The following is a 23,275-nucleotide window of genomic DNA, read 5'->3' on the forward strand; positions in this document are numbered from 1 at the left end:
CGGCGGGAGTTAGGCGCCCCCGCGCCGGCAGAAAGGCCGGCGCAGGTCTGTTCAGTACCAGTGGCCGGACGGGTTCCGGACGCGGACGTACCGTTCGGCTTTTCTGGTGCCGTCCGGGTTCGAATGGGAGACGGGCAGCGCGTACCAGACCAGGGCGCCATGCCGGTAAGTGGCCAACACGACCGCGGGATCGTGGTGGCCGTGCATGCAGTACAGGGTGATGCCGTCACCCACGTGCAGGCCAAGGAAGTCGGCGGTGGGTATGTGGGCGATGTTCCTGCGCCACCACCCCCACGATGATTCCCCAGTGGCTACCTTGTCGGTGCCGCGGGGCGCGTTGGGAAGGGGCTCGAAGTCGTTGCCCGGCCGGTAGTCGTAGACGGTCCCGAGGTCGAGGGCCCAGCGGGCCTGTTCGAGGGTGGGGCTATAGAGGTGGCCGCGGTCGAAGGCTGCGGGGACGGCGGAGTCGGGGTATGCGGTCAAGTCACCCATCAGGCGTGGCCTACCTCGATGAGGAGGAGAGCGACACGCTGGCCGAAGACGTAGGCCTCCGTGTCGCGGATAGTGCCAGCGGCGAGCCCATCGACGAGGCCTGGGCCAGGGAGGTGGGCCACGCGGTGCGGTCGACGTCGATGTAGGTGTCGGAGTTGTAGGCGGCGAGCGGCTGGATGCTGGTAATGAGTGTGTCCTTGGGAGCGGGCGATTGCGGCGCCTCGGGCGTGCCTGGCGCGGTCGTCCGCGAGCATGGCGTGTACAGCGCCCAACTCCTGTTGTTCGTACCACCAGACGAGGTCGTCGTCGGTGAGGGCCTCGACGAAGGCGTGCTGCTCGTCGGTGGTGGCGTACATGCTGATGGTGGGGCGGCTGGCCATGAGGGGTCCTTTCGGTGGGCAGTCAGGTGTTGTTGCGGCGGTCGATTTCGTCGCTGATCCGGTCGGCGTAGTCGGCGTGGAATTCGATCACGTGGTCGCCGCCCGTGTAGGCGTCGGTGGTGAGTAGCAGGCAGGCGTCGCATTCGGGCCGGAGTCCGGGGCGGGAGCATGTCGGCGAGGTGCTCTGACCAGGGGCAGCATCTCGCGGACGGCCGCGCCGAACCCGTCCCGCATCCCGGTGAGGTGCGGGAGCTGGGCGCCCATCGCGGCGGGGAGAAGGGTGTTGAGCCAGCCGGCGGTCACGCAGGGCTGGGAGGTGGTGCCGTAGCGGCTGGTACGGGTGGCGTGTTGGTCGAGTTCGGTGGCGAGGGTGGCGAGGCCGCAGGTGGCGCTTCGGTCATGGTGGTCTGGGTGTTCATGGCTTGTTCCGTTCTCGGAGTGGTGCGCGGGCGGGGGTCAGGCGACATCGTTCGATGGTCACGGTCAGTCGGTGCCGATGCCGGGGCACCACACACCGGGCCGGTGGTGCCACTCGTGGGGGTCGTGGTAATCGTCGTGGCCGCACGGCCGACGCCCGGGCTCTTCGTCGGCCGGTTCCCTGTCGGGTCCGGCGAGGTTTCGGCGGAGTACGGCCGCGCGTTCCGGGTCGAGTTCCAGCCAGTACGGGCGCCGTTCCTCATCGGACAGCAGCACGATCACGGTGTCGTCATCGCCCCAGATGACGTCGTCCAGGCCCCAGCGGAGATGCGTCGGGTTGTCGGCGGCCGCGAGGTCCTCGGCGGTCGGGGCGGCGGGCGGGATGAGTCCGGCGGCGACGGCAGCGCCCAGCCATGACTCAGCCTCTCTGACGAGGAACTGACGGGTGCTCGGAAGGAGTTCTTCCCAGGATTCGGCGACGGTCGGCCCGTACCCGTTGCAGTAGCGGGACTCGGCGAGCTGGACGGCTCGGGGATCGGTGCTGTTCATCAGAGGCTCCACAAGGTCACTGTGCGGTATTCGAGGACGAGTTCTTCCTGGCCGGGCATGTGGTCGTCGCGGCTGCTGGTGCGGTTCCGGGCCGGGATGCCGTTGATGCGGCGTTCACAGACCAGCTCGTAGACGGATGCGGTGCGGTGCTTCATCCGACGTTTGCAGTCGCGGCACCGGGGCGGCTCACTCACGGCCCGGTCCGTTGGCGAGTTCGAGGTGTACGTCGGCGCGACACGACACCAGCACCTGAGGTCGCGTCCCGCGCAGGAGCCGCGGAACAGGCGCACGGTGTCGGTCTGCTCGGGCTCGCGGATCCACCGGGCGTACCGGTCGGCAGCGTCGGCGCAGGTCGTGGGGCGGGGTTCAGCGCAGGCCCATGCTGGCCTCGATCGCGTCGCCCTCCTCCTGCCGGTCCTGCCAGCAGGGCTCGCATGGGTCGCTCTCGGAGCACTCCGGGCGGGGCTGGCCGTTGGGGCATAACTCACCGGCGGCCCCGGCGGGCTGGGCGGGAGTTCCGCCGGTACCGCACTCGCACGTGTGGGCGCAGTCGCCGCAGTCCTCGCAGACCTGGTGCGGGCAGCAGCCGCACGCCAGGCGGCGGGTGGGCGGCAGCGTGCAGCGGTGAGCGTCCTCAGCGGCGGCCGCGGCCTCGGCTTCCTTGCGGGCCAGCGCCTTCACGCAGGCCTGGCACGACACTTCGGTGTCGGGGTCCTCGAGGCTGCTCACCGTGTCCCGCGGAAAGTACATGCCGCACGCGCCGGCGTCGCCGATGCCGTCATCGAGCTGCCGGGTGGCATGCACGGTGCGGCCGCGGTTCGTCTTCTTCCGGCTCGGGTAGCCGTCCGGGTCAGCTTGGCGCTCCAGAGCACGCAGGGCTTGGCGTACCGCCTCGGCGTCGGCGTCGCTGGTGATTCCGACGGCGCGCACCGACTTGCACGGCCACGGCACCTGACCGCCGATCGTGTGCTCGCTGCTCCGGCACTCCGGCCGGTGCGTCCCCTTGCAGACCTTCGGCGTCGCGCAGCAACCGTGCCGGGGGTTCGCGGTCTTCGGGTGCAGTGCGAGCATCGCGCCCTGGAGGCACAACACGCCCACCGCGACGGCTGCCCGGATCGCGTCCTCGTGGGCGTCGAGGAGCGCCTTCGCCTCCTCGTGGAAGACGGGCCCGCCGGCCTCGGGGGCAACGAGCTGGTTGAAGATCGGGCGCCGGGTCTCCCGCACGGTCGGATCCGGGGCCTGCCCGCCCAGCTCGTCGGCCTGGTCGTCCAGCCGCAGAGCGGAGATGAGGATGGCGTCGTGGGTCTTGGAGTCGGCCGTGGCCGGCAGGTTCAGTTCCGTACGACGCAGGAACTTCGCGGCCCGGCGCAAGGCGGGGATATCTTTCGGGGTGAAGTCGACGGTGACCATCGGTGTCCTTACTGTGTAGGTGGGTTGATTCCGGCTACTCGTAGGATCGGGAGGCCCAGGAACGCCGGGTGGCACACGGGCGGCCTCGTTGGTCTGCTGGCGGCGGAGCCGATGCCGACGACTGGCTCGTGCGTGAGGTTCACGGCGACCTGGTCATACATCAGGGCGCTGTTGAGCCGAACGGAATGCGTGGGCCACGTTCGTCGGCGTGCACGGGCGCCGTGCAGGGCGCCCGTGCACGTCGGTCATCCGTCCCCGGCCCCCGCTGTACTGGGTGGCGCGGGTGAAGCATGCGGCGCTGACCGCGCCGCACGCTGGCCGTGTGGTGCCGGACCAACCGGCCGCGCGCCGCGATGATCGTGACTGTCATCGTGTCGGATCCCGTCTCAGTAGGCCTTGATGGCCGCCGCGCGGACCTGCGCTTCGGCGTCACGAGCAGGGATGGTGGTGAGGAGTTCACTGGCGCTCGCGGCCCTGGCGAGGGACTTGGTACGGGCCGGGTCGGTGTACAGGGTCCACACGTCGCCGCCCATACGGGGCCAGTAGGAGAGCTGCCAGAACCGGCGGTTGGCGTAGCTGATCTGCCAGGAACGAGGGCCGGACGGGTGCGCGCTCACACCGGCTGGAAGGTCCGGCAGCTTCGGCGCGGGACCGAACGCGCGGTCTATGTAGGCGAGATGTTCGGCGGTCGGCACGATGGCGACGCGTACCGTGTGCGGCCATCGATGCCCCTCAGGCAGCATCGGCGCCCACTCCTTCCACTGCGCCTCGCTGCTCGCGCTGCCGGTGTACGGCGCCCAGGCCGCGCCACGCGCGTAGTTGAAGCCAAGCCGCATCAGGTGCCAACCGGCGGCGATCTTCAGCCCTTCCGTGTTCGCCCCGTCGGTGATGGTGTCCAGGTAGGTCCCGGCCGGGTCGTTCTCCCGCCCGGCCGCACCCCGCTCCGTGAGCGGGATCATGTGGCATTCCGCCGTGCTGCCCTCGGCGGTCATCAGCCGCAGCATGGCGCCCCCACCCGCGAGCGGGTACGCCATCCGGATTTCCGCGACGGTCGGCAGGGCGGCGAGCTGGCCCGTACGCATCCGCCCTAGCCGCTCGGTCATGGTGGCCGACACCTGGGAACTCTCGCCGCCCTCGGCTGCCAGGCGCGACGCAGCACCGCGCGCACGGGCGTCCGGGTCACGAGTTGCTGGCGCAACGGCCTCCTCCCGCTGCTGGGCAACCGAGTTCACCGCGAGCGCGAGCGCGCCCTTACGCGTCGTGCTGTCGGGTCCGACCTGCCTGCGCTCGCCCCCCACCTCCCGCACCCTCCAGAACAGCGCGCCGCGCTCGCTCACGTGAAAGGCGGCGTACATGGCCTGCGGGAACCGAACCCCGCCGAGCATCTCGCCGGGCAGCGCGAACAGCCACCCGTCAGCGCCGAAGTCGGCGCCGTCGGGCTTCTTGCCGTTGGTCGGCGTGTACCGGGTGTATTCGGGCTTGACGGTCTCCCGGACGATGCTGCGGGCCTGCGTGGTCATGCTGGGATTCCTCTCGGGTTGCTACCGTGGTCGGGTGTGTGCTAAGTGCCCCCGGCCGGTCTCGAACCGGCCGACCCGCCCGCACGCGTCGCAGGGTCGGGGCGCCATGACGGCTAGAACGGGGGGCAGCACAGGGGGCCGGTGCACTCGTGCGCGGCGGCCTGCACCTGCGCGGCCTGGCGCTCGCGCTCGGCCTGATCGCTACGCATGATGCGCCGGGCGACACACGGCGCGTTGTCGCACGTGGTGTGCCCCTTCAGGGCGTCCGTGGGGTCGTCGAAGACCTCGATCAGCCCGTAGTCCTCGCACCAGCCGCACAGCGGCTCCGGGGCGTGCACGCTCTCGCCGTCCACGCACCCGATCCAGTTGGACGAGTCGTACCAAGCGCCCTGCCCGTCGGCCTCGATCCACTCGATAACGCGCGCGCAGTGCAGACAGGTGTACTCAGGCTCCGGCACGGTCAGCCCGAAGTGACCAGCCACGACGGCAGCACACTGCCCGGCCTGCATGCCCGCACTCGCCGTGGGCTTGTGCTCGTCGCCAAACCCGTTGAAGACGAACCGGGTTCCCTCGTCGTCGGTGACCGTGGCGGCCACGGCCCACAGTGCGAACGTGGGCAGGTCGTAGTGATCGGAGAAGCGGCGCCCCTCCAGGGTGCGGGCGGACGGGTCGGCCACACAGTGAATCCACACCCGCGCACGCTCCGGCACGCTGCACACGACGTACTCCGTAGGCAGGCCGCGCCACGGCTTGTCAACGTGGTAAACGATCCCGATCGCTTCGAGCGCCTCGCGGAGCATGGCGCCGGTGTGGCCGACGTACGCGGGACGTGTCTTGGTGAGGCTGGGGCGTGCGGTGAGCGTGGACATCCGGGGTTCTCCTCGGGATTGGTGCGTGTGCCGTGGTCGTGGGGCGCCCCGCCCAAGGGGCACGGCACCGTGCGGGAGTTGGGGCGCCCTAGCCGGTCAGACCGAATACGGTGCGGTAGGCGGGGATGAGGTTCAGGTGGAGCCGAGCCGGTACCACCAGAAGAGTTCGTCACGGTCGCGGCCGGTCGCGGTCTTGCGGGTGCCGCCGTCGGTGCACGCTGCGACGTCAAAGACGAATGTCTGGGACTGAGCAATTTCCCAATTGTCGTTCCGCTTCGGTCACCACCAGTGCCGGAACAGGTAGTCGCCCCGCGGCAGTTCGCCGCAGCGGATCAGATCGGCCAGGACCAGCCGCAGCGACGGCGAGAAGGCGCGATCGGCGAAGAACCGGTCCTCGAACACGGCGTTCTCAAGGTCTTGCCTCGCCGGCGGGTTCGCCTCGACGGTGGCTGTTGTGTTGTCGTCGGCGACGCGGATGCTCAGCCAGTAGTCCAGCTCCGTCATGCCGGTCTTGAAGGCGCTCTCGCCGGTGCGGGAGTCCCAGCCCAGGTAGATCTCGGCGTCGGCGAGGTCGCCGAGTGCCTGCAGATAGTCCCCGTCGGAGGTGAGCTCGTAGAGTTTCACGCTGTCATTGCCGATGTGCTCGTCGTCCCGCTGGCATCCGCGCAGCGAGCTGTACGGCTTGCCGTAGACGCGCTCGGCGATGGCCTCGATCGCAATGTATCCGTTCTCGGCGGTCACAAAATCAGTGTGCGGTTCCAGCGTGTAGACGCTGCGGGGCGTGTATTCGGGTGCATCGGGCATGACGAGGCCCCTTTACGAGGTTCGGTTATGGTTCCGGAGGACGAGCCAGTGCGGCTCAGTGCTCGCCTCGCAAAAGGTCAGCCAAGGCCTGGGCATGGGCGTTCTTCGCCGATTCGACGGCTTCCTGCTCCTGGAGGGAGTGGATCTTCTCCCCGGCCTGGATTCGCTCGTCCACGGCGTCCATGGCGAGAACGGCGGCAGCGAGCTTGAGCCGGGCGTCCGCCACACGGCGCTTCAGCTCAGGGTGCCGCTCGGACATCACCCCCAGCCGGTGGACGGCGTCGGTCTTCTGCTCTTCACTGACGGTGGAGATAGCGGAACTGGTTTTTGCTGAGTGGTGTTGAGGAGCATGGGGTCAGGGAACAGAACGCGGCGCCACGAGACGAGGAGGACGGGAGAGGATCCGGTCCGGGACATGGCGTCTGCCTGCTGTCTCAGTCGAGTGCGGCGAGAACAGGGGCCCCGGCAGGGCGTGATCCCTGCGGGGGCTGATGGTGGGGATGCGTTGTGCTCGTGGGGTCATGCCTGGCCCAGGGCCCCAGCGAGGTCGACCTTCCGGCCTCGGGCGATCTCGGCGGCCGGGACGTCGATGCGGAAGCCGCCGGCCGGGTAGTTCGGGTGAGTCGAAAACACCACGGCGCACATCCAGGAGCCCGAGTGGCGCTTGCGCGGCAGCGGCTCCTCCTCGGCGCCCTCGGGCAGAGCGTCCTTCCGGAACTCGATCGGCACCACGACGACGCGGTAGGCCTGGTCTGTGCGCGGCTCCTGCCAGGGCAGTTCGACGAGCAGGTCCTTGGGCCACTCGTCGATGGTCACGGACAGAGTCGACAGGTAGTGGTTCAGCGAGCCTTCGGGGGCCTGGGCCAGCCGGGTCCGCTCCTGCTCTTCGGTCTCGATGAAGCCAATGCGGCTGAGGAAACTCATGATGGTCAGTGCTCCTTGGTCAGTGCTTGTGCTGGGGGTGGGCCGCAGGCATGGGTTCGAAGAAGGCGAGCTCGTCGAGCTCGCAGCACACGCCGTAGATGCGTGTGTCCTCCAGGGCAGCGAGGTCCTGGTGCACGAGGTCGTCTGGCTTCGTCAGCCAGTGGACGAACACCCCGGCGTCGTCAGTGCTGTTCTGGGAATGGCGGACGATGATGCCGATGCGGCCGGAGAAGGCGAGGTGCTTGTCATCGGGGAGCTGGCGAAGAAAGGTTGCCTCGCCGAACTGCTTTGCCTTGGTGACCAAAGGCCTCTTCCTTACCTGGCTGTGCTGTCAGCACTACTCGGTAACCGCAGAGAGGATGCCCCTGGGGTACGGATGCTGGAGTGCAAGGGCCAGCACAGGACAGCCCCGAGCGCTCCGGCACCGCAGATAACCCAAGTCGCGGTGACACCCCCGCCGTTGCTGAGCGACCACGCGGCGATGAGAGGCGCGGTGACGACGGCCAGCGCGAGGTTGCAGCCCCACAGGCCGGCGTACCGTCCGTGTGCTCCAGGCGGGGCAAGATGGCCGACAAGATCTCCTGCCGCGATGAAGAGGATGATCTCGCCGGGTACAGCAGCGGCAGCGGCAAGGCAGTATCCGGTCGTGGAGTCAGCCAGGCCAGCTAGGCCCATGCCGATGCCGAGGAGGATGGAGCTGGCGGCGAGCAGGCCTGTCATGGGTTCGCCTTGTGCGGCGCGTCTGCTGAGCCAAGGGGTCAAGAAGGGGGAGAGAAGGAGTACGGCGGCTGCGTTTGCCACCTGCGTCCACCCGTACGCAGTAGCGTCGAGGCCGTCCGAGCTCATAAGCATCGGCAGTGCCGTGAAGACACTGCCAGCGCAGGTGAGAGCACAGAGGCTGGCCAGGGACAGCAACCACAGGCGGCTGTCACGCAGTGCCTGGGAGTAGCTCGGACTGCTGCAGTCCAGGCCCGGGCCTGGCCTTCGGGGCGGGAGCAGAAGCACCGCGGCAAACCCGAACAATGCGCAGGCGCAGGCGTTGATCCAGAACAGCGTCGGTAGTCCTGCTGTGGCAGCGAGGTAGCCACCCAGTGATCCAGTGAGCGCGGCTCCGATGTTGACGCAGAAGTGACGCCACCCGCTCACGAGTACCTGCTGCGCCTTGGTGGGAAAGGTGTCGTCGATGAGTGCCGTGATCACCGGCCGTGCTGCGTCATATGCCACTCCGGTGAGGAATGACGATACGAGGAGTGCCACTGGAGACCGCACTTCAGCAAGCACCGGCAGGATCACGGTAGCTGCCCCCATGGCGTAGCCGAGCGTCGCGCGTGGACCGAATCGGTCGGACAGCCACCCACACCCGACCTGCCCTACGAGCCAGCCGGCGCCGAAGCTGGCCACGATCCAACCGGTCATATGGGCGGAGAAGCCCAGGTTGTTGGCGTGATAGGGGAGGAATGGGTAGGCGAAGCCGAAGGCGCGGATGGTGAAGGTTCCAATGAATGCCGCCCAGATGATGGGCGGCCAGCGGCGGGCCTTGAGATCGGGGTCGGGGGCGGTCTGCGGCGTAGCAACGGTAGAAGGCACTGGTGCTCCATCTGTGGTCAGGTTCCCTCTGGGCGTGTGGTCGTGCCGAGGCGGAGATCAGGTCCGCGGAAGGCAGATGGAGTTCGCGACCAAGGCGGTGTCGGCGGCTGTCGCAACACCGGTCTTGTCGGGTTCCGCAGCAAGCACCGGACGATGGGTGAGCCAACGACGACGCCAGCCACGAAAGGGACGATCTGCTCGGAGCGATCGACATGCAGGTCGCGCATGGCGTCCCGGTCGCCGGCGAGCAGCGGGCGACTCCCTTGCTGCCGAACAGCAGGTGGCGTCCGGTGGAGCGGCAGAGGACATGGGGAGTCTCGGGCGGAATGCGTCCTTGGCCGTCTCGGCGAAGAGCGTGGTCTGCTTCGAGATTGCAGCCGGAGGGAAGGAGGAGCCGCTCAGCGTGTTTCGCTGTAGCCGCACTCGGAACAGGTGTGCGTGACCTTCTCGGCCGTCTTGCTGGCGCGGACGCCGTGGGCTTTCGACTCCATGTCGATGGCACAGTTCGGGCAGTTCATGGCTCAGCTCCTGACGTGACGAGGATGTTCTTCAACGCCAGATCCGGATCAGCTCCGCTGATCCTTTGTGCTCACTGCCTTCACGGGCGAGCAAGGCGAGCCACTAAGCACTGTTTCTCGGATCTCCGGACAGGAGTGGGGAGTTGGGGTAAGGGTGGCTGAATGGGCCGTGGAGATCTGACCAACGTCGGAGTGGGATCGACTGGAGTCGTTCCTCCCTCCTGGTGGTGCACGTGGGGGCGGTGGAGTGACCACCGTCGGGTGATCAACGGGGTGCTCTACCGGGTCCGGACGGGTGTGCAGTTTGCGGGACCTCCCGGAACGGTTCGGGCCGTGGGAGACCGCCTACAAGCGACATTGCCGCTGGTCAGCGGATGGAACGTGGAAGATGCCGCTGTCTCCCATCCAGGCAGCCGAGGACGCCGCGGGCCAGATCGACTGGGACGTGTCCGTGGGCTCGACCGCGGTGCGGGCCCACCAGCACGCCGCCGGCGCGAGGAAAGCGCCGGCGGCCACGTGTCTTCAAAGGGGGAACGTTCGGGGGGACGAACCGGGTCGCTCCGATGTGACGGAAACTGGCGTCCGGCTGGAGGAGGTAGTCCGATCGGCGAGTGTCTGGGACGATCCCGCAGCGGATTCACCAAGCGCAACACCGTCGAACGCGCCATCAACCGCCTCAAAGGCTTCCGCGCCGTCGCCCCCCGCTACGAGAAACGTGCCTACATCTACCTCGGCACCGTCACCCTCGCAGCCCTCATCATCTGGCTCCGCACATGATCCGAGAACAGTGCCTAGTGGTCTCCGGGTGCCCGTGCCGTGGCTTGCCCGGCGGAGCCGACTATCTCAGCGGGACGAGGGAGTGGCCTGATTATCGGACGGATGGAAGAGCTCGGCGACGTCCACATGGAGCGCATCAGCGAGGGCGAACAATTTGTCGAGCGACACGTTGCGTTTGCCGCCTTCGATGCCCACGTAGAAGGCTCGGTTCAGGCTGGCCGCCTGCGCCAGTTGGGCCTGGGAAAGACCTGCCTCCGTGCGCAGGGCAAGCAGGCGGCGCCCGAAGGCTTGGCGCCTGGCCAGCACCGTGTTCTTGTCCTGTGTGGCAGGCGAGTTCGGCATGGGCTCACGCTATCCGACCCGCTGGTCGTTGCCTATAAGCGACACCGTCTGTAGCTTATAGGCAACATTTAGGGGTGGTGGGCATGTCACGTGGGGAGGAATCGGCGCTCAGGCGGGCCCGGTTAGCGAGGAACATGACGCTGGAGGACGCGGCCGACGCCCTCAACGCCATCACCGGTGGCGCTGCGGACGCGAGCATCCTGAGCGCCTGGGAATCCGGCCGCAGGCGCACCGGTAAACGGAACCGTGCCGGGCTGTGCCAGCTGTACCGCGAGCGCAGTGAATTGCTTTTCGCTCATCAGGATGGTGCCCCGGCGGATCTGATGGGAACGGCCCCGGCCGACGCCGTCGTCAAGGTGCTCACCCGCTGGGCCGACCTGATCGACGCCATGGTGGAGGTGGTCGTCGGCGCGCAGGAGCAACTCGTCGTCACCGGCTCCCGCAGTCGCGAGCAGATGTACCTCACCGCGATCGAGACGGCCGTCGCCCAGCAACTGGACTTGATTCACTACCGGGTTCTGTACGGACCGCCGCGCCATCAGGCTCTGACCGATCACCTGGTGCGCCTGCTGGAGTTGCGTGACCCGTGCGAGCGGCGCAACGGGGTGAAGACCCTGCACATCGGCATGGTCGATCCAGCCGTAGCGCCGGAGCGGTTCTTCGTCGCCTCCGAGTCCGCGGCGATCGTGCCGCTGCCGTCCTTCCACGGTGCCGACGGATTCGACTGCGGAGCCCTGCTCGACCGGACAGCAGCCATCGGGCTGGTCCACCACGGACGTGAGGCATGCGCATCCGCTCGCCCGATCGAGACCATCGACGCCGTTCGCGCCTTGCCGCGCCGGCGTAACTGACCCAGGGAGAAGCGTGAGTCACCACCTTCAGCAGGTCCAGGCCCGCACCGGATCCGTGATCAGCCTTGCCCAGGAGCTGATCCGGCGCCCCAGCCGAGGCGGGATCGACGCCTACGAGCCTGTCTTGGACGTCCTGGAGGCATGGCTCGCCGCGCACGCCCTGCCTCACCGGCGTCTGCGCGACTCCGCGGGGGAGCTGGTAGGCCTGCTGGTCGAGATTCCCGGTCGCCACCCCGGCCGCTGGTGGGCCCTGGACGCCTGCCTGGATACCGCCCCGTACGGCGACGAGGAAGCCTGGTCCTTTTCCCCGACTGCGGGCGACGTGCGGGAGGGATGGCTACTCGGCCGAGGCGCGGCCGACTCGAAACTGGCTGCCGCTATGTTCTGCCACATCGCTGCCGACCTCATGCCCCGCGCTGCGCAGCTGCACGGCGGACTCGCCGTACTACTCGATGTCGATGAGCACACCGGAACCTTCGGCGGCGCCCGCGCCTACCTCAACGACTCCCACGCGCACTGTCCCGCAGGCGTCATGATCGGTTACCCCGGACTGGACGACGTCGTCGTCGGCGGCCGGGGCCTTTGGCGCGCCACCCTCACCGTGCACGCGCCCTCCGGCCATTCCGGATCGAGCCGTACCGTCACCGGAGCGATCACACGGGCCGCGCACCTCATCCGCCTCCTGGACGACGCGGGCCTTCCCGGCCCCGATGCCACCTCGGGATTCCCGCTCCCCCCGAAACTGTCGGTCACCTCCGTCCACGGCGGCGAGGGCTTCTCCGTCACCCCGGACCGGTGCGATCTGAACGTGGACGTACGCACCACCCCGGCCTTCGACGCACACAACGCAGAGGCCCTGGTCCGCAAGGCCACTGCCGAACTCGACGCCCACCTGCCCGCCCCCACACCCACCCGGGTGACACCGGTCGCGGCCTGGCCTCCCTTCCAACTCGCCGAACACGAGCAGCCCGCCGCCGCCCTGCTCAACGCCGCCCGCGCTGCGGGTCTCACCCCCCGAGCAAAGGTCGCGGGCCCGTCGAACATTGGCAACCTGCTCGCCGGCGAAGGCATCGCGGCCACCGCAGGGTTCGGCGTCCGCTACGAGGGACTGCACGGCATCGACGAGCGAGCCCACCTCGCCGACCTCACCGCCGTCTACGCCGCCTACCAGCACGCAGCACTCAACCTGCTGCAACACGGCTGACACACCAGTCCGGTCCCAGGTATCTCCCACCCTGGCACCCAGAAAGTCCCCAACTCCATCTCTGGGAACAGGCCTTCGAATCCGGTGAAGTAGAGGCAGCACCAACCCCTTCCCGCCGGTGGACGGCGGGGAGCCGTCATGACCGAGCTGGCCGGACTCGACGGGCGGCAGCCTGCCGCCCCTCTACAGGCTCGACCTGCACGGCCGACACCATCGGCGGCCGCCTCGTCGCGTATGCGGGGACGCGGCGGCCATGGGGAAGGCAGCCATGAACGACGACCACGATCACGATCAAGACCTCGAACCCGAGGCCGGTGTGTACGTCGCGCCGGCCCTGAGCGATCTGGGTTCTGTCACCCAGGCGACCTTGGGTACGGCGGGCTTCGACCGCGTGGACGACACCCAGTACTTCGACTGACGATCCGCCCGCCGAGACAGCCGGTTCGTCAAGTGACACACCACCACCCCTACGTCATGAGAGGCAGACCAGCATGCAGAACGCCACCACCACCGCCATCACCACCACCGAGCCGACCGTGCCCGAGGCCGACTACATCACGCCGGGCGTAAGCGACTTCGGCCCTGTCACGACGGCCACCCTCGGCCACGCGGGTGCCAACAACGCTGACGACACCCAGTACTACAGCAACTGGTAGTCAGCACTGGCGCGGGCACGACCCCTGGCAAGGGATCGTGCCCGCGTCGCGCTTCGACTGTTTCAGCAGACACGGAGGATCGATGCGTTTCATCGTGGGAGCGTTCTCCGCCGCTCGCCCTGAGCCAGGGCACCTGCCCGGCCTGCGGCCCCGCGGTGCCCTACCGGTCCCGTTCGACGGACCGCCGCTGTGGGCGGTCGGATACCTGGCCGAAGAGCTCGCGCACAGCCCCGCGCTCGGCGGGAGCGCCGAAGTCCTCGCGGTTGGCACCTGCCTGGCATCTGCTGCCGAGCTGCGCGAGGCACGGGACGCGGCAGAACGCGGAGCATGGGCCACCGCGACGCGGCTGCCCGGCTCCTACCTCACGCTCGTGCGTACCCAGCGCACGGTGCGCGTCGCCGGAGACCGCGCCGGCGTGCACGTCGTGTACTGGACCACCGACGGCGACACCGTGCTGTGGTCCACCTCCCAACTCGCCCTCGCCACCTACCAAAACGCCCAACCCGACCTCGTGCCGCTGCTCTCCGCGCTCAGTGTCACGGGTGTCGACCCGCTGGAACGGGCGTCGCTCTTCCCCGGAATCCACCGCGTCCCGCCCGGATCCGCGCTCGTCCTGCAGACCGGCCGCACCCCGTCCATCGAAACCATCCCCACCCTCGGCACGAGGACGCTCGACCAGGCCGCGGAACTCCTCGCCCCACACCTCATGACGGCGGTCGAGCGCCGATGCACCAGCGCCCCCGGGATGATCTCCGCGGACCTGTCCGGAGGCATCGACAGCAGCTGCCTCACCTCGCTGGCCGCCGCCCGCCACCCGCTCGTCGCCGTCACCTACACCGACGCCCAGATGGCCGACCAGGACGACATCCGCTACGCCCGCACCGTGGCGGCCGTGTACCCGTCGATCACCCACGTAGAGATCAACGGCGCCCACGAGAAAGTCCGCCACTTCGACGGCCTCGACGACCTGGCAGCCCTTCCCACCACGGACAGCCCCTCCCTCAGCCTCGGTCTGCTCGCCATCAAACGCGCCCAGCTCGCCCCCGCCCGCGCCCACCACGCGCGCCTGCACCTCACCGGCCGCGGAGGGGACAACGTTCTCGACTCCATCCCCCTTGCCGCCATCGACCGGGCACGCTGTGGTGACACCGCCAACGCCGCCCGGCAACTGGCCGCATTCGCCCGCGCCCGCCGCGCCCCGCTGCACGCCTGCCTCACCCAAGCGGCCATCACAGCCCGCACCCCGCAGCCGCGCGCGCTCGAGTGCCTCGCCGCACGGCTGCGCCAGGGCGGCCGGCAGGCAGGTCCGGCCTACCTCCAGCCCGCGCACCTGCTCACCTGGTGCGGCCCGCTGCCGGCCGCCGCCTGGCTCACCCCGGCCGGCCGCCGCATCGTGGCCGACACCGCCGACGCCCGCGCCGCCACCGCCGATCCGCACGCCCTGCCCGGCACCGTGCACGAGCGCCTGGCGCTGGAGCGCATGGCCGAGGAGCACGCTTCCTACGACCAGATCACCCGCCAGCTGTGGCACCTGCCCATGCACGCCCCGTACCTGGACACACAAGTGGTGGACACGTGCCTGACCGTCCCCGGCTGGCAGCGCTGGGTGCCCGGTGACTTCAAACCCCTCGCCCGCACCGCCCTGACCGGCGCCGTCCCTGGCGAGATCCTCACCCGCCGTACCAAGACGGCGATGACTGCCAGTCTCCACCTCGGTGTCCGGGCCAACCACACCAGGCTGAACGCCGTCATCACCGGCTCACGGCTCGCAGAGGCCGGGCTCCTCGATCCCGCCCCCGCCCTCGCCGCCCTGGCGGCCGCCGCGCGGGGCGAGATGGCCCCCCTCGGCTCCCTGCACTACCTGATCGCCGCCGAGTTGTGGCTCAGCGCTCTCACCACCACCCGCGACCACTGGTGGGAACCAGCCACCGAGACCACGGAGACACACGCATGACCCGTACGACCGGCCTGCACCACGCCGTCACCGTCCACGGGACCGCACTGCTCGATACCCGTCACGGCCGCGGACGGTGGCGCTTCCTCGACCCCATCAGCAGTGACCTGTGGCAGCGCATCATCACCGGCACCCCGATCACAGACGCCATCGACGACCTGACCCGGCAGTGGGCCGACCGCGGAACCGACGCGCACACCGTACGCACCGACTTGACCCGTGTCGCCGAACACCTCACCGGCAGCCACTTGCTGACCCCCGCCCCACCCGCCGAACCCGCACCCCAGACGATGCGCGTGCAGGTGGCGCGGCACCAGCCTACGTCCTTCCCGGCCCGGCTCGCCGCCCGCACCGGCCTCGCGCTCGCCCTGACCCTCCTGCACTGCCTGCCTCTACGTCACACCCTTACCGCGGTGCGCGCGGCCCGCCGCCTGCCCGGACGGCCCGCAACCGCGGCCCGCGCAGAACTCCTGCACGCCGCCGTGCGGCAGGCCACCCGCGGCTGGCCCGGCCGCGCGGCGTGCCTGGAGGAAACCCTCGCCACCCTCCTGGCAGGAGCCCTGACCGGTCAACAGATGCACTTCGTGCTCGGCGCGCGATTCCTGCCCCACGGTGCGCACGCCTGGATCGAAGCCGACGGCCACATCATCGGCCAAGCCCCCGAAGACGAAGCCTGGCCCTACGAGACCGTCCTCAAGGTCTAACGCCCGAACGGAAATTCGCCACCCCTCGCCACCGCAACCACCCATCCGGGTGAACAGTTGCTCCAGACGTGACCGACACACTGCACTCCAAGATCACATCCGAAGCAACCAACCCGGCCCACCGCTTCCTACCCCGGTGGCGAGCCACCCGCACCCACGCAGAACCTGATGCCCTGCCCCAATACACCGTCAGCGCCGAACGCCACGACGACGCCCTCACCGACCCACCCTGGACCATGGCCCGCCGCCTGCCTGCCCTGGCCACCCTCGTCCTGCGCCTCGCCTGGCACACCGACCGTCGCGCCGTCCTCTGGATGGCCGCCCTCCAACTCACCTGGGGCACGCTGACCGCCGCCGGGCTCTACGCCACCCGCAGCGCCTTCCAGCACCTCTTCGCCACCGGACCGGTCACCGACCGCCTCCACGACGCCGTGCCCGCCCTGACCGTCATCACCGCAGCCGCCATCGCCCGCGCCGCCGCCTCCGCCAGAACCCTCACCATCACCGCCCGCCTCGGACCCCGCGTCGACGGACAGGCAGAGCTGCAGTACCTGGACGCGGTCACCCGCGTGCCACTGGCCGCCTACGACGACCCCGCCTGGTGCGACCACAGCGAGGCAGCCAACCGCGCCTCCAAGGACGCCCACCAGATGATCGACGCCCTCGCCGCCGTCGCCGCCGCCGCCATTGGCATCCTCGCCGCCACCGGTGTCCTCGCCGCCCTCCACCCCGCCCTCGTCCCCCTGCTGCTCCTGGCCGTCATCCCCCGTGGCATCGCCGCCGTCCACGCCGCCCGCGCCGCCCACCGCGCCGAACGCCACACCCTCACCGACCGCCGCCTGCGCCACACCCTCATGTACTACGCATCCGGCCGCGCCACCGCACTCGACATCCGCGCCAACACCATGCGCACCTGGCTGCTCGCCGAGTTCGCCGACGTCACCCGCCGCCTCGAAACCCACGCCGCCCACGTCGGCCGCAGCACCGCACGCTACCAACTCCTCGGAGACACCATCTCCGGCACCGGCATGCTCCTCGTCTACGCCGCGCTCCTCGCCCTCGTCACCGCCGACGCCATCCCCCTGCCCGCCGCCGGCACCGCACTCATCGCCGTCCTCACCGGCCGCAACCTCCTCACCAGCCTCGTCACCGGCCTCCACACCACCTACAAGATCGGCCTCTACCTCAGCGATTGGGACACCTTCTGCACCACCACCCACCCCCACGCCGCACCCGCCACCGAAACAGGCACCGGCACGGGAACCGACATGGCCGCCGTGCCCGCCCAGCCCTCGACGATCCGCACCGAGAACCTGACCTTCTGCTACCCGGGCGCGAGCGAACCCGTCCTCAAAGACATCAACATCACCCTGCACCGCGGTCAGGTCCTCGCCGTCGTCGGTCACAACGGCGCCGGCAAGTCCACCCTCGCCAAACTCCTCGCCGGCCTCTACCAACCCACCAGCGGCACCGTCTCCTGGGACAACACCAACCTTGCCAACGCCGACCCCGAGGCCGTATGGGAGCACCTCGCCATGCTGCCCCAGGACATCTCCCGCTGGCAGACCACCGCCCGCCACAACATCACCCTCGGACAAGGCCCCGGCGACGACACCTCCATCCGCACCGCCACCCAAGCAGCAGGAGCCGACACCGTCATCGACCAGCTCCCCGACCGCCTCGACACCTACCTCTCCCCCTCCCAATGGGGAGGACGCGACCTCTCACCCGGCCAATGGCAACGCCTCGCCGCCGCCCGCGCCTTCTACCGCACCGACGCATCACTCCTCATCTGCGACGAACCCACCTCAGCCCTCGACCCCCGAGCCGAAGAGGCCATGTACGAACGCATCCGCACCCTCAGCAAAGGACGAACCGTCCTCCTCATCACCCACCGCCTCGGCTCCACCCGCAACGCCGACCACATCGTCGTCCTCGGCCACGGCCGCATCCTCGAACAAGGCACCCACGACACCCTGCTCACCACCGAAGGATCCGAGTACGCCGCCATGTGGAAACTCCAGGCCGCCAACTACGACCGCACCTGAGAACCCACGCCACGGAGCACCCGCGGCCCGATACCCAGCCCGAACCGTAGGTCCGGCTGGTCCGGGATGGCCTGGCCTGAGAGGTCCCGGTGTGCGCCGACGCCGAAACTGTCCGCTCTGGGTATGCGGCGCCGAGGCGCGAGACTATGTCCGAGCACTTGTCTCGACTGACCGGGGGGGTGGGATGGCTAAAGAAGTGGATTCGTTTCACGGATCGCATCTATAAGAAGAAAAACAGCACCCCGGCGCAACTGCTGCCCGAAGGCAGAGCGCGCACCGGGGTGCTGGGGAAGCCGGAGCCGCGGAGATCTCCAGGGACGCACCGCAGGGATCAGCTGCAGCGCTCAGGAATCGAACCTGTTCCGCGGTCGGTCTACACGGTGTGCCAACTGGCGCATGCCGAGGATCAGTCGGCGCACTGCGGATTCGAACCGCTCCGTGCAGAAGACGTGGTGGTGTGTCGTAGATCGCCCGGATCAGCTGCTCTGATCTCGGACGGCCGGGGTTTACTTCTCGCGCATCACGGCACTTGCAGGAACCAATGGGGATGCCGACGGTGCTGCCTTCGCACGCGCCGCAGCAGGATCTCACGGTATTCGCGCCCCCCTCGCAGACGATGGCGATCCCGCGCCCAGGGCAGGGGGGTGGACGCCGTCGTGGGGCACGTAGTACCGCAACCCCGGGACCTGCCCAGTGGGGAACTGCTCGGGGAAGGGGGGTGGCGGGCGCGGAAGCTGAGCGTGACCCGGTCAGCAGGACTCGGCAAGCATGCTGGCCAGCGCGCGGTTCAGGTTCGTGAGGAACCCGGGCGTTTCCGCCTCGCGGCCGTAGGGGACAGCCTTCGCGGTCCGTCGGAGAAAGTCGGCGAGCGCCTGACCAGGCAGGCTCAACTCGGCGGTCCCGTGCGGGGAATCCAGGCGAAGGCGCAATGTGTGCGAAGGAAGATCGGTGGGGTCGATCTGCACATCGCCCATTCCCGCGGGCCCGCTCAGTCCGTCCCTCAGCAGCTCCCGCCCTAGGGTCCACATCACCGGGGCATGGTCACCGCCCAGGTCAAAGGTGACCTCGACGCAGTGTGGGGTGTCCGGCGAGTAGGACAGACGGGCTAGGGCACACGCGGCTGCCGGGAAGTCGAGGTGCACGTAAAACTGCGTTTCCATTCGGTGCTCCATTGGAATGTTGCCCCAGGCGGGCCGGTGCGTTGCCGCAGAGGCGCTCAGAACCTCCGGCGCCACGCTCTGTCACGCCAAGCCAGCCGGGGAAGCGGACGGACCGGGGGTCTGGGTACGGGCCGGGCGAGGTGGGTATGCCCAGGCCCACCCGGCCTGGGAGGGCGGCGGGGTGGGCCTGCGTGAGGGGGAGAGCTGCGAGGGGGCACGGATGCGGCGCCGGAACGAAGCCACGGCGAACCGTGGGGCGTGCCCCGGAAGGTGGCTGCCGGGACGCTTCGTTTTCTTGCGACGGGCTGCGGTTACAGATGGGGGTTGCGGGAAGCCTCGTCGGCCCAGTCGGCGGCCTCACGGTCCTCGCGGTCCTCGATTTCCGCCGCGAACGCTCTCCATCCGCCCATCGCGTTCGCGGCGCTGAGGTAGCCGTGTGCCCACATCGCGACGGCGGTTGTATCTTCGGAGACGGCGACTGGTTCAGGTGCGCCGTGCCCGGTGAGGTAGAACCTGTGGTGTTCGGCCTCACAGGGGAACCAGGCGAGGTCGGCGATGACGAACTCAGCCTCGGGGTAGCGTGCGACGACATCCGCGATGGTCATTCCGCGGTCTCGGCCGTGCTGTGTCGGCTCGTGCCACACGATGAGGAGGTCCGGGTCGTTGGAGCCGTGGCTATGCCAGACTTCTTCGACTCTGGCGGCCGGAGGGGCGCCGCACTGGGCAGAGGGAACGGTGACGGTCGGGGCACGGGGAACCGGAGAGGTCATGACACTCCTGATGAGTTGACGGGGTCCTGGGCTGACAACCTGGGATGGTGGGTGTACCTGGCCACCGGCGATGCAGTACACACAACAGGGCCCGCTATGAGTGCAGTTGACGCTACGCGGCGGGTCTGGTCTTGAGGTAGGCCAGCGCCAGCCCCGTACGGATACGCGGGCCGGCGCTGCTTGCTTGCCCGGGTGTTCCTAGTCGGCGTCGGGGAGGTCGGCGGGGCGGATCACGGGCGTTTCGGCAATGTTCCAACCGGTGCCCGTGCCCTGGTAGCTCCCTGGAATCGAGTCGTCGATCAGCTCCCCGTCATCGTCCCAGCGCAGGACGGCGGGGTCGTCGGGGTTCTCATCCTCGCGGTACCGCTCCTCGGCGTACGCGCGGGCCGTCGCCTCGTCCACGCACGGGATCGCGCCCGGGTCCTCGCCCCGGGTGACGAGCCATATGGTCGGCTGCGGCTCCGCAGCGGGCTCGCGAGGGTACTTGTCCTGGTTAATCTCGTGGACGAGCGCGATGATCTCGTACTGCGGGCGGCCCAGGAGCCCCGCGGCGCCCATGAGCCGGTTGGCCTCGTACGCGGCGGAGGTCAGCGCTTCCTCGGAGCGGTGCGGGTCCTCAAGAGCGGCCCGCAGGGTCTCGGTCAGCCGATAGTACGACTGCACCGCGGCCCGGGTCGTGTCGTCCATGTCAGCTCGCCTTTCGAGTAGGGCGGGTGGGCTACTTCACCGAGGTCACGTGGGTTTCTCCTCGGGATGTGTCGGTCCGGGGGCCCCGAGGATGTCGACTCCGTGGGGCAGGGCGACTCCGTGGGTGCCACTCCCTCACAGCACACGAGAGGGGTTCGTGCGGGGCGATGCGCGGCTGAACCGGCGTTGGTCGAGAACGGCCCCGGCCGGTGCCTGCTAGCAGGGCTCAGCCGAACGGCAGCTCCTCGTCCACAGCGCTGGCGGCGTGCACGACGGCTGGAACCGCAGCGGCGACCGGGGCGGGAACCTGGGCCTGCAGGTTCTGGTTCTGGGCCTCGGCCTTGGTAACGCGCTCGGCCAGGCGGGCCTGGGTGGTCGCGCGGGACTCCAGGAAGGAGATGTTCTGGATCTCGAGCTTGACCTCGAAGACCTCCACACCGTTCTTGGTGTACCGGTTCATGCGGGGCTCGTAGCTGAGGGAAACCAGGTCACCCTTGTGCACATGCGCGAAGGGGCCGGTGCCCGGGGTCTGTGCGCGGACGAAGGCCTCGAACGGAAGGGCGTCGGAGATGCGGTTGCCCTGGGCGTCGGTGTAGCTGCGGTCAACGAAGACGGTGAGCATGACCTTCTTCGAGCCGTCCTTGTTCTCGAAGACCTTCGGGTCGTTCGCCAGGCGGCCGATGACGGAAGCGGTGCTGTTCGGGTTCGACATGATGGATTCTCCTTGAATACAGCGCAGCGCCCGGATCGATGTCATCGTCCGCGCGCAGTGAATGGGTTGTTGAGATGTTCGGGTGTTTGTCACACCACCATCCGGATCAGCTTCGCCGATCAGATGATGTTCTCTTTCAGTGCTTCTTTCGAATCAGCTGTGCTGATCGAATGCTTGTCATTCCGAGTCCCGAATCGGCTTCGCCGATCAGGCTCGTGTTCTTCGCTGGGTTACCGGCCACTCCCCCGACCAGACCTCCGGTGTGATGCCCGGATGTCCCGCAACTCGGCCTCCAGTTGGTCCGCTCGTGCGGTGTCGCCGACCTTGCAGGCGAGCCGGTAGGAGTGTTCGAGATCGACGATCTTGCCTCGGTGGACGACCGCCAGGGAACCAGAACAGCAGCAGGACCAGCCCCACGGTGATGAGGATCCCGGGACTCACAGCGTCACCTGCACTTCGTAAGCCGTCGAACCGAAGGGTCCGACGGTGAGTGCGTGCACCGGCTTGACCAGACCGGCCCGCTCCAGGCGAGCCGTCAGGCCCGAGTGCTCGGACCAGTCCTTGATGAAGACGTTCCCGGGATCGGGCATGAGACTGTAGCCCTGCAGGCTGATCGAGATGGGCTCGGCGGGGCTCGCGTCGTCGTCCTGGTCTTGGTCATCGGGGCCGTCCTGGGGGGCCAGTTCGGCGGTCGCCTCGGAGTCGACCTCGCCGGTGCCGTCGCAGATGATCACGCCGAAGAGCTCGTCGGGCACGCTGTAGGAGGGCGGGTCGAAGTCGTCGTTCTCGTCGCCGGTATCGTAGGTGCGGCGGGTGCAGTCGGGGCCGTGCAGTCCCAGACCTCCTCACCCTCGACCTCGATCCGCCCCGTCACGATCGAGCAGTCCGGGCACGGCGGCGGAGTGACGGACGTCACGGACGGCTCCCGTCGTCGGCGGGCAGCTCGGCGAGCAGGGCGGCGCCGCCGCTTCCACCCGCAAGGCCGGTGCCCCGGCAGTGCCCGCAGTAGCCGGTGCCGTCGGAGTGGGCGGCGCGGAAGGTGTCCAGCTCGCCCCGTACCAGGGCGGTCACCCAGTCGAGCTGGCCGGGCTCGATCGGGACCGGGCGCTGCTCTCCGGTCGCCGGGTCTGCGACCGTGACGATCACGGGCGCGGTGCCCTCGGGGTCGGTCGGGTATCCGTCGGCCAGCTCGGCGAGCGTCCGGGCGAAGTCACCGACGGCTGTCGTGGCCTTGGTGCTCATTGCATCGGCTCCCGCTCGCCGGGCGATCTCTTCGTCGAGCAGGTACGCCTCGCCCCACGGGTTCGGCTCCTCGACGGGGAGGCGGTGCCTGATGTCGCACAGCCGTTCGAGGCGACGGTCCTGGACGTAGCCGCGGCAGAGCAGGGCGTCGTGCTGGGAGGTTGGCCAGTTCGAGGCGGTCGCGCACCACCCGCAGTGCGGCGCGAGTGTCAGGGCGCGCCGGATGGCAAGGGCGAGCAAAGTGGCGGCGCAGCCGAGCAGCGCGCCGATCGCGAGCATCACGTGGCGTCTCCGTCTGTCGTGGTGGTGTTGGCTGCGAGCGAAGAGCCGGCGGCTTCTTCGCTCGTGTCGTATGTGAGGTCCTCGGCTGCCTCCGGGACCTTGCGGTTCGCGGCGGTGGCGCTTCACCACCAGGCTGGGTTCACAGCCTCGGTGCTGACCGGGTGGGCCACCGCTTGCGTGAGATCTGGCGGGTCATGCCCCCAGGCGGCGCCAAAGCGGGAGCAGTTCGCGCCGTACGTCTCGGCCTGACCTGCCGCAGAGTCCACGAAGTGACCGCGCCCGTGGTCGAGGGGGTGCGGTGCCGATGCTCCCTGCAGATCTGCTTCCGGATCGACTGCGTCGATCCAGTTCAGTCACCCGCCGGCGCCCGCTCGCGATACAGCTCGCTAATCCGGGCGACCTTCGGTGTGCCGACG

26 protein-coding genes and 1 pseudogene are annotated in these 23,275 nt (G+C 68.9%); 8 read left to right on the top strand and 19 right to left on the bottom strand.

Features of this window, described 5'->3' with window-relative positions; translation table 11 throughout:
* Positions 1 to 51: 51 nt before the first annotated feature.
* From ACTWOL_RS03745 to ACTWOL_RS03800, 12 genes are all read right to left on the bottom strand, one after another.
* Complete coding sequence (locus ACTWOL_RS03745; protein WP_474294269.1) at positions 52 to 492, bottom strand: hypothetical protein; 441 nt, start codon at positions 490 to 492, stop codon at positions 52 to 54.
* Positions 492 to 872 carry a hypothetical protein gene (locus ACTWOL_RS03750; RefSeq protein WP_474294271.1) on the bottom strand — a complete coding sequence of 127 codons (381 nt, stop codon included), beginning with the start codon at positions 870 to 872 and terminating at the stop codon, positions 492 to 494. Before ACTWOL_RS03750 ends, ACTWOL_RS03745 begins: the two co-directional genes overlap by 1 nt.
* 483 nt (positions 873 to 1,355) lie before the next feature.
* Entirely contained in the window at positions 1,356 to 1,838 is a 483-nt protein-coding gene (locus tag ACTWOL_RS03755) for a hypothetical protein (RefSeq protein WP_474294273.1), read from the bottom strand.
* Positions 1,838 to 1,993, bottom strand: a complete 156-nt coding sequence (locus ACTWOL_RS03760) for a hypothetical protein (RefSeq protein ID WP_474294275.1) — start codon at positions 1,991 to 1,993, stop codon at positions 1,838 to 1,840. The genes ACTWOL_RS03755 and ACTWOL_RS03760 overlap by 1 nt, the downstream gene beginning before the upstream one ends.
* A gap of 211 nt (positions 1,994 to 2,204) precedes the next feature.
* Positions 2,205 to 3,248, bottom strand: coding sequence for a hypothetical protein (locus ACTWOL_RS03765; protein WP_474294277.1), 1,044 nt, complete (start codon positions 3,246 to 3,248; stop codon positions 2,205 to 2,207).
* A gap of 386 nt (positions 3,249 to 3,634) precedes the next feature.
* Positions 3,635 to 4,768: a hypothetical protein gene (locus ACTWOL_RS03770; RefSeq protein ID WP_474294279.1), complete on the bottom strand. Its 1,134-nt coding sequence runs from the start codon at positions 4,766 to 4,768 to the stop codon at positions 3,635 to 3,637.
* A 113-nt stretch (positions 4,769 to 4,881) separates the two neighbouring features.
* On the bottom strand, positions 4,882 to 5,637 hold the full coding sequence (locus ACTWOL_RS03775; protein ID WP_474294281.1) for a hypothetical protein: 756 nt from the start codon (positions 5,635 to 5,637) through the stop codon (positions 4,882 to 4,884).
* 279 nt (positions 5,638 to 5,916) lie between these two features.
* Positions 5,917 to 6,441 carry a hypothetical protein gene (locus tag ACTWOL_RS03780; protein ID WP_474294283.1) on the bottom strand — a complete coding sequence of 175 codons (525 nt, stop codon included), beginning with the start codon at positions 6,439 to 6,441 and terminating at the stop codon, positions 5,917 to 5,919.
* A gap of 55 nt (positions 6,442 to 6,496) precedes the next feature.
* On the bottom strand, positions 6,497 to 6,700 hold the full coding sequence (locus ACTWOL_RS03785; protein WP_474294285.1) for a hypothetical protein: 204 nt from the start codon (positions 6,698 to 6,700) through the stop codon (positions 6,497 to 6,499).
* Positions 6,701 to 6,960: 260 nt separating this feature from the next.
* Positions 6,961 to 7,365, bottom strand: a complete 405-nt coding sequence (locus ACTWOL_RS03790) for a hypothetical protein (protein WP_474294287.1) — start codon at positions 7,363 to 7,365, stop codon at positions 6,961 to 6,963.
* Positions 7,366 to 7,384: 19 nt separating this feature from the next.
* Positions 7,385 to 7,669 carry a hypothetical protein gene (locus ACTWOL_RS03795; protein ID WP_474294289.1) on the bottom strand — a complete coding sequence of 95 codons (285 nt, stop codon included), beginning with the start codon at positions 7,667 to 7,669 and terminating at the stop codon, positions 7,385 to 7,387.
* An 11-nt stretch (positions 7,670 to 7,680) separates the two neighbouring features.
* Complete coding sequence (locus tag ACTWOL_RS03800) at positions 7,681 to 8,952, bottom strand: MFS transporter (protein WP_474294291.1); 1,272 nt, start codon at positions 8,950 to 8,952, stop codon at positions 7,681 to 7,683.
* 680 nt (positions 8,953 to 9,632) lie between these two features.
* On the opposite strand from ACTWOL_RS03800, the pseudogene ACTWOL_RS03805 reads away from it, so the two are divergent.
* Positions 9,633 to 10,247: pseudogene (locus tag ACTWOL_RS03805) on the top strand (IS5 family transposase).
* A gap of 66 nt (positions 10,248 to 10,313) precedes the next feature.
* Here the strand turns inward: ACTWOL_RS03805 and ACTWOL_RS03810 are convergent.
* A complete protein-coding gene (locus ACTWOL_RS03810) occupies positions 10,314 to 10,589 on the bottom strand; it encodes a helix-turn-helix domain-containing protein (RefSeq protein ID WP_474294293.1) in 276 nt (91 codons plus the stop codon).
* Between the two features lie 83 nt (positions 10,590 to 10,672).
* On the opposite strand from ACTWOL_RS03810, the gene ACTWOL_RS03815 reads away from it, so the two are divergent.
* From ACTWOL_RS03815 to ACTWOL_RS03845, 7 genes are all read left to right on the top strand, one after another.
* The gene (locus tag ACTWOL_RS03815) at positions 10,673 to 11,440 is read left to right on the top strand and encodes a helix-turn-helix domain-containing protein (RefSeq protein WP_474294295.1); all 768 of its coding nucleotides are present in this window, start codon (positions 10,673 to 10,675) and stop codon (positions 11,438 to 11,440) included.
* A gap of 13 nt (positions 11,441 to 11,453) precedes the next feature.
* Positions 11,454 to 12,644 (top strand): M20 family metallopeptidase, encoded by a 1,191-nt coding sequence (locus ACTWOL_RS03820; protein WP_474294297.1) that lies wholly within the window; start codon positions 11,454 to 11,456, stop codon positions 12,642 to 12,644.
* Positions 12,645 to 12,912: 268 nt separating this feature from the next.
* Positions 12,913 to 13,062 (top strand): hypothetical protein, encoded by a 150-nt coding sequence (locus tag ACTWOL_RS03825; RefSeq protein ID WP_474294299.1) that lies wholly within the window; start codon positions 12,913 to 12,915, stop codon positions 13,060 to 13,062.
* 73 nt (positions 13,063 to 13,135) lie between these two features.
* Entirely contained in the window at positions 13,136 to 13,300 is a 165-nt protein-coding gene (locus ACTWOL_RS03830; protein WP_474294301.1) for a hypothetical protein, read from the top strand.
* An 82-nt stretch (positions 13,301 to 13,382) separates the two neighbouring features.
* Positions 13,383 to 15,254: an asparagine synthase-related protein gene (locus ACTWOL_RS03835; RefSeq protein WP_474294303.1), complete on the top strand. Its 1,872-nt coding sequence runs from the start codon at positions 13,383 to 13,385 to the stop codon at positions 15,252 to 15,254.
* Complete coding sequence (locus ACTWOL_RS03840) at positions 15,251 to 15,958, top strand: lasso peptide biosynthesis B2 protein (RefSeq protein ID WP_474294305.1); 708 nt, start codon at positions 15,251 to 15,253, stop codon at positions 15,956 to 15,958. The genes ACTWOL_RS03835 and ACTWOL_RS03840 overlap by 4 nt, the downstream gene beginning before the upstream one ends.
* A gap of 68 nt (positions 15,959 to 16,026) precedes the next feature.
* On the top strand, positions 16,027 to 18,006 hold the full coding sequence (locus tag ACTWOL_RS03845) for an ABC transporter ATP-binding protein (protein WP_474294306.1): 1,980 nt from the start codon (positions 16,027 to 16,029) through the stop codon (positions 18,004 to 18,006).
* A gap of 749 nt (positions 18,007 to 18,755) precedes the next feature.
* Here the strand turns inward: ACTWOL_RS03845 and ACTWOL_RS03850 are convergent.
* The 6 genes from ACTWOL_RS03850 to ACTWOL_RS03875 all read right to left on the bottom strand — a co-directional run bounded on the left by ACTWOL_RS03850 (position 18,756) and on the right by ACTWOL_RS03875 (position 22,859).
* The gene (locus tag ACTWOL_RS03850; protein ID WP_474294308.1) at positions 18,756 to 19,166 is read right to left on the bottom strand and encodes an SsgA family sporulation/cell division regulator; all 411 of its coding nucleotides are present in this window, start codon (positions 19,164 to 19,166) and stop codon (positions 18,756 to 18,758) included.
* Positions 19,167 to 19,477: 311 nt separating this feature from the next.
* The gene (locus tag ACTWOL_RS03855) at positions 19,478 to 19,936 is read right to left on the bottom strand and encodes a hypothetical protein (protein ID WP_474294310.1); all 459 of its coding nucleotides are present in this window, start codon (positions 19,934 to 19,936) and stop codon (positions 19,478 to 19,480) included.
* 198 nt (positions 19,937 to 20,134) lie between these two features.
* Positions 20,135 to 20,623: a hypothetical protein gene (locus ACTWOL_RS03860; RefSeq protein WP_474294312.1), complete on the bottom strand. Its 489-nt coding sequence runs from the start codon at positions 20,621 to 20,623 to the stop codon at positions 20,135 to 20,137.
* A gap of 226 nt (positions 20,624 to 20,849) precedes the next feature.
* Positions 20,850 to 21,335, bottom strand: a complete 486-nt coding sequence (locus tag ACTWOL_RS03865; protein WP_474294314.1) for a single-stranded DNA-binding protein — start codon at positions 21,333 to 21,335, stop codon at positions 20,850 to 20,852.
* A 437-nt stretch (positions 21,336 to 21,772) separates the two neighbouring features.
* A complete protein-coding gene (locus ACTWOL_RS03870) occupies positions 21,773 to 22,090 on the bottom strand; it encodes a hypothetical protein (protein WP_474294316.1) in 318 nt (105 codons plus the stop codon).
* Between the two features lie 157 nt (positions 22,091 to 22,247).
* Positions 22,248 to 22,859 (bottom strand): hypothetical protein, encoded by a 612-nt coding sequence (locus ACTWOL_RS03875; RefSeq protein ID WP_474294318.1) that lies wholly within the window; start codon positions 22,857 to 22,859, stop codon positions 22,248 to 22,250.
* Positions 22,860 to 23,275 lie beyond the last annotated feature (416 nt).

The organism is Micromonospora sp. IBHARD003, from assembly GCF_056106285.1.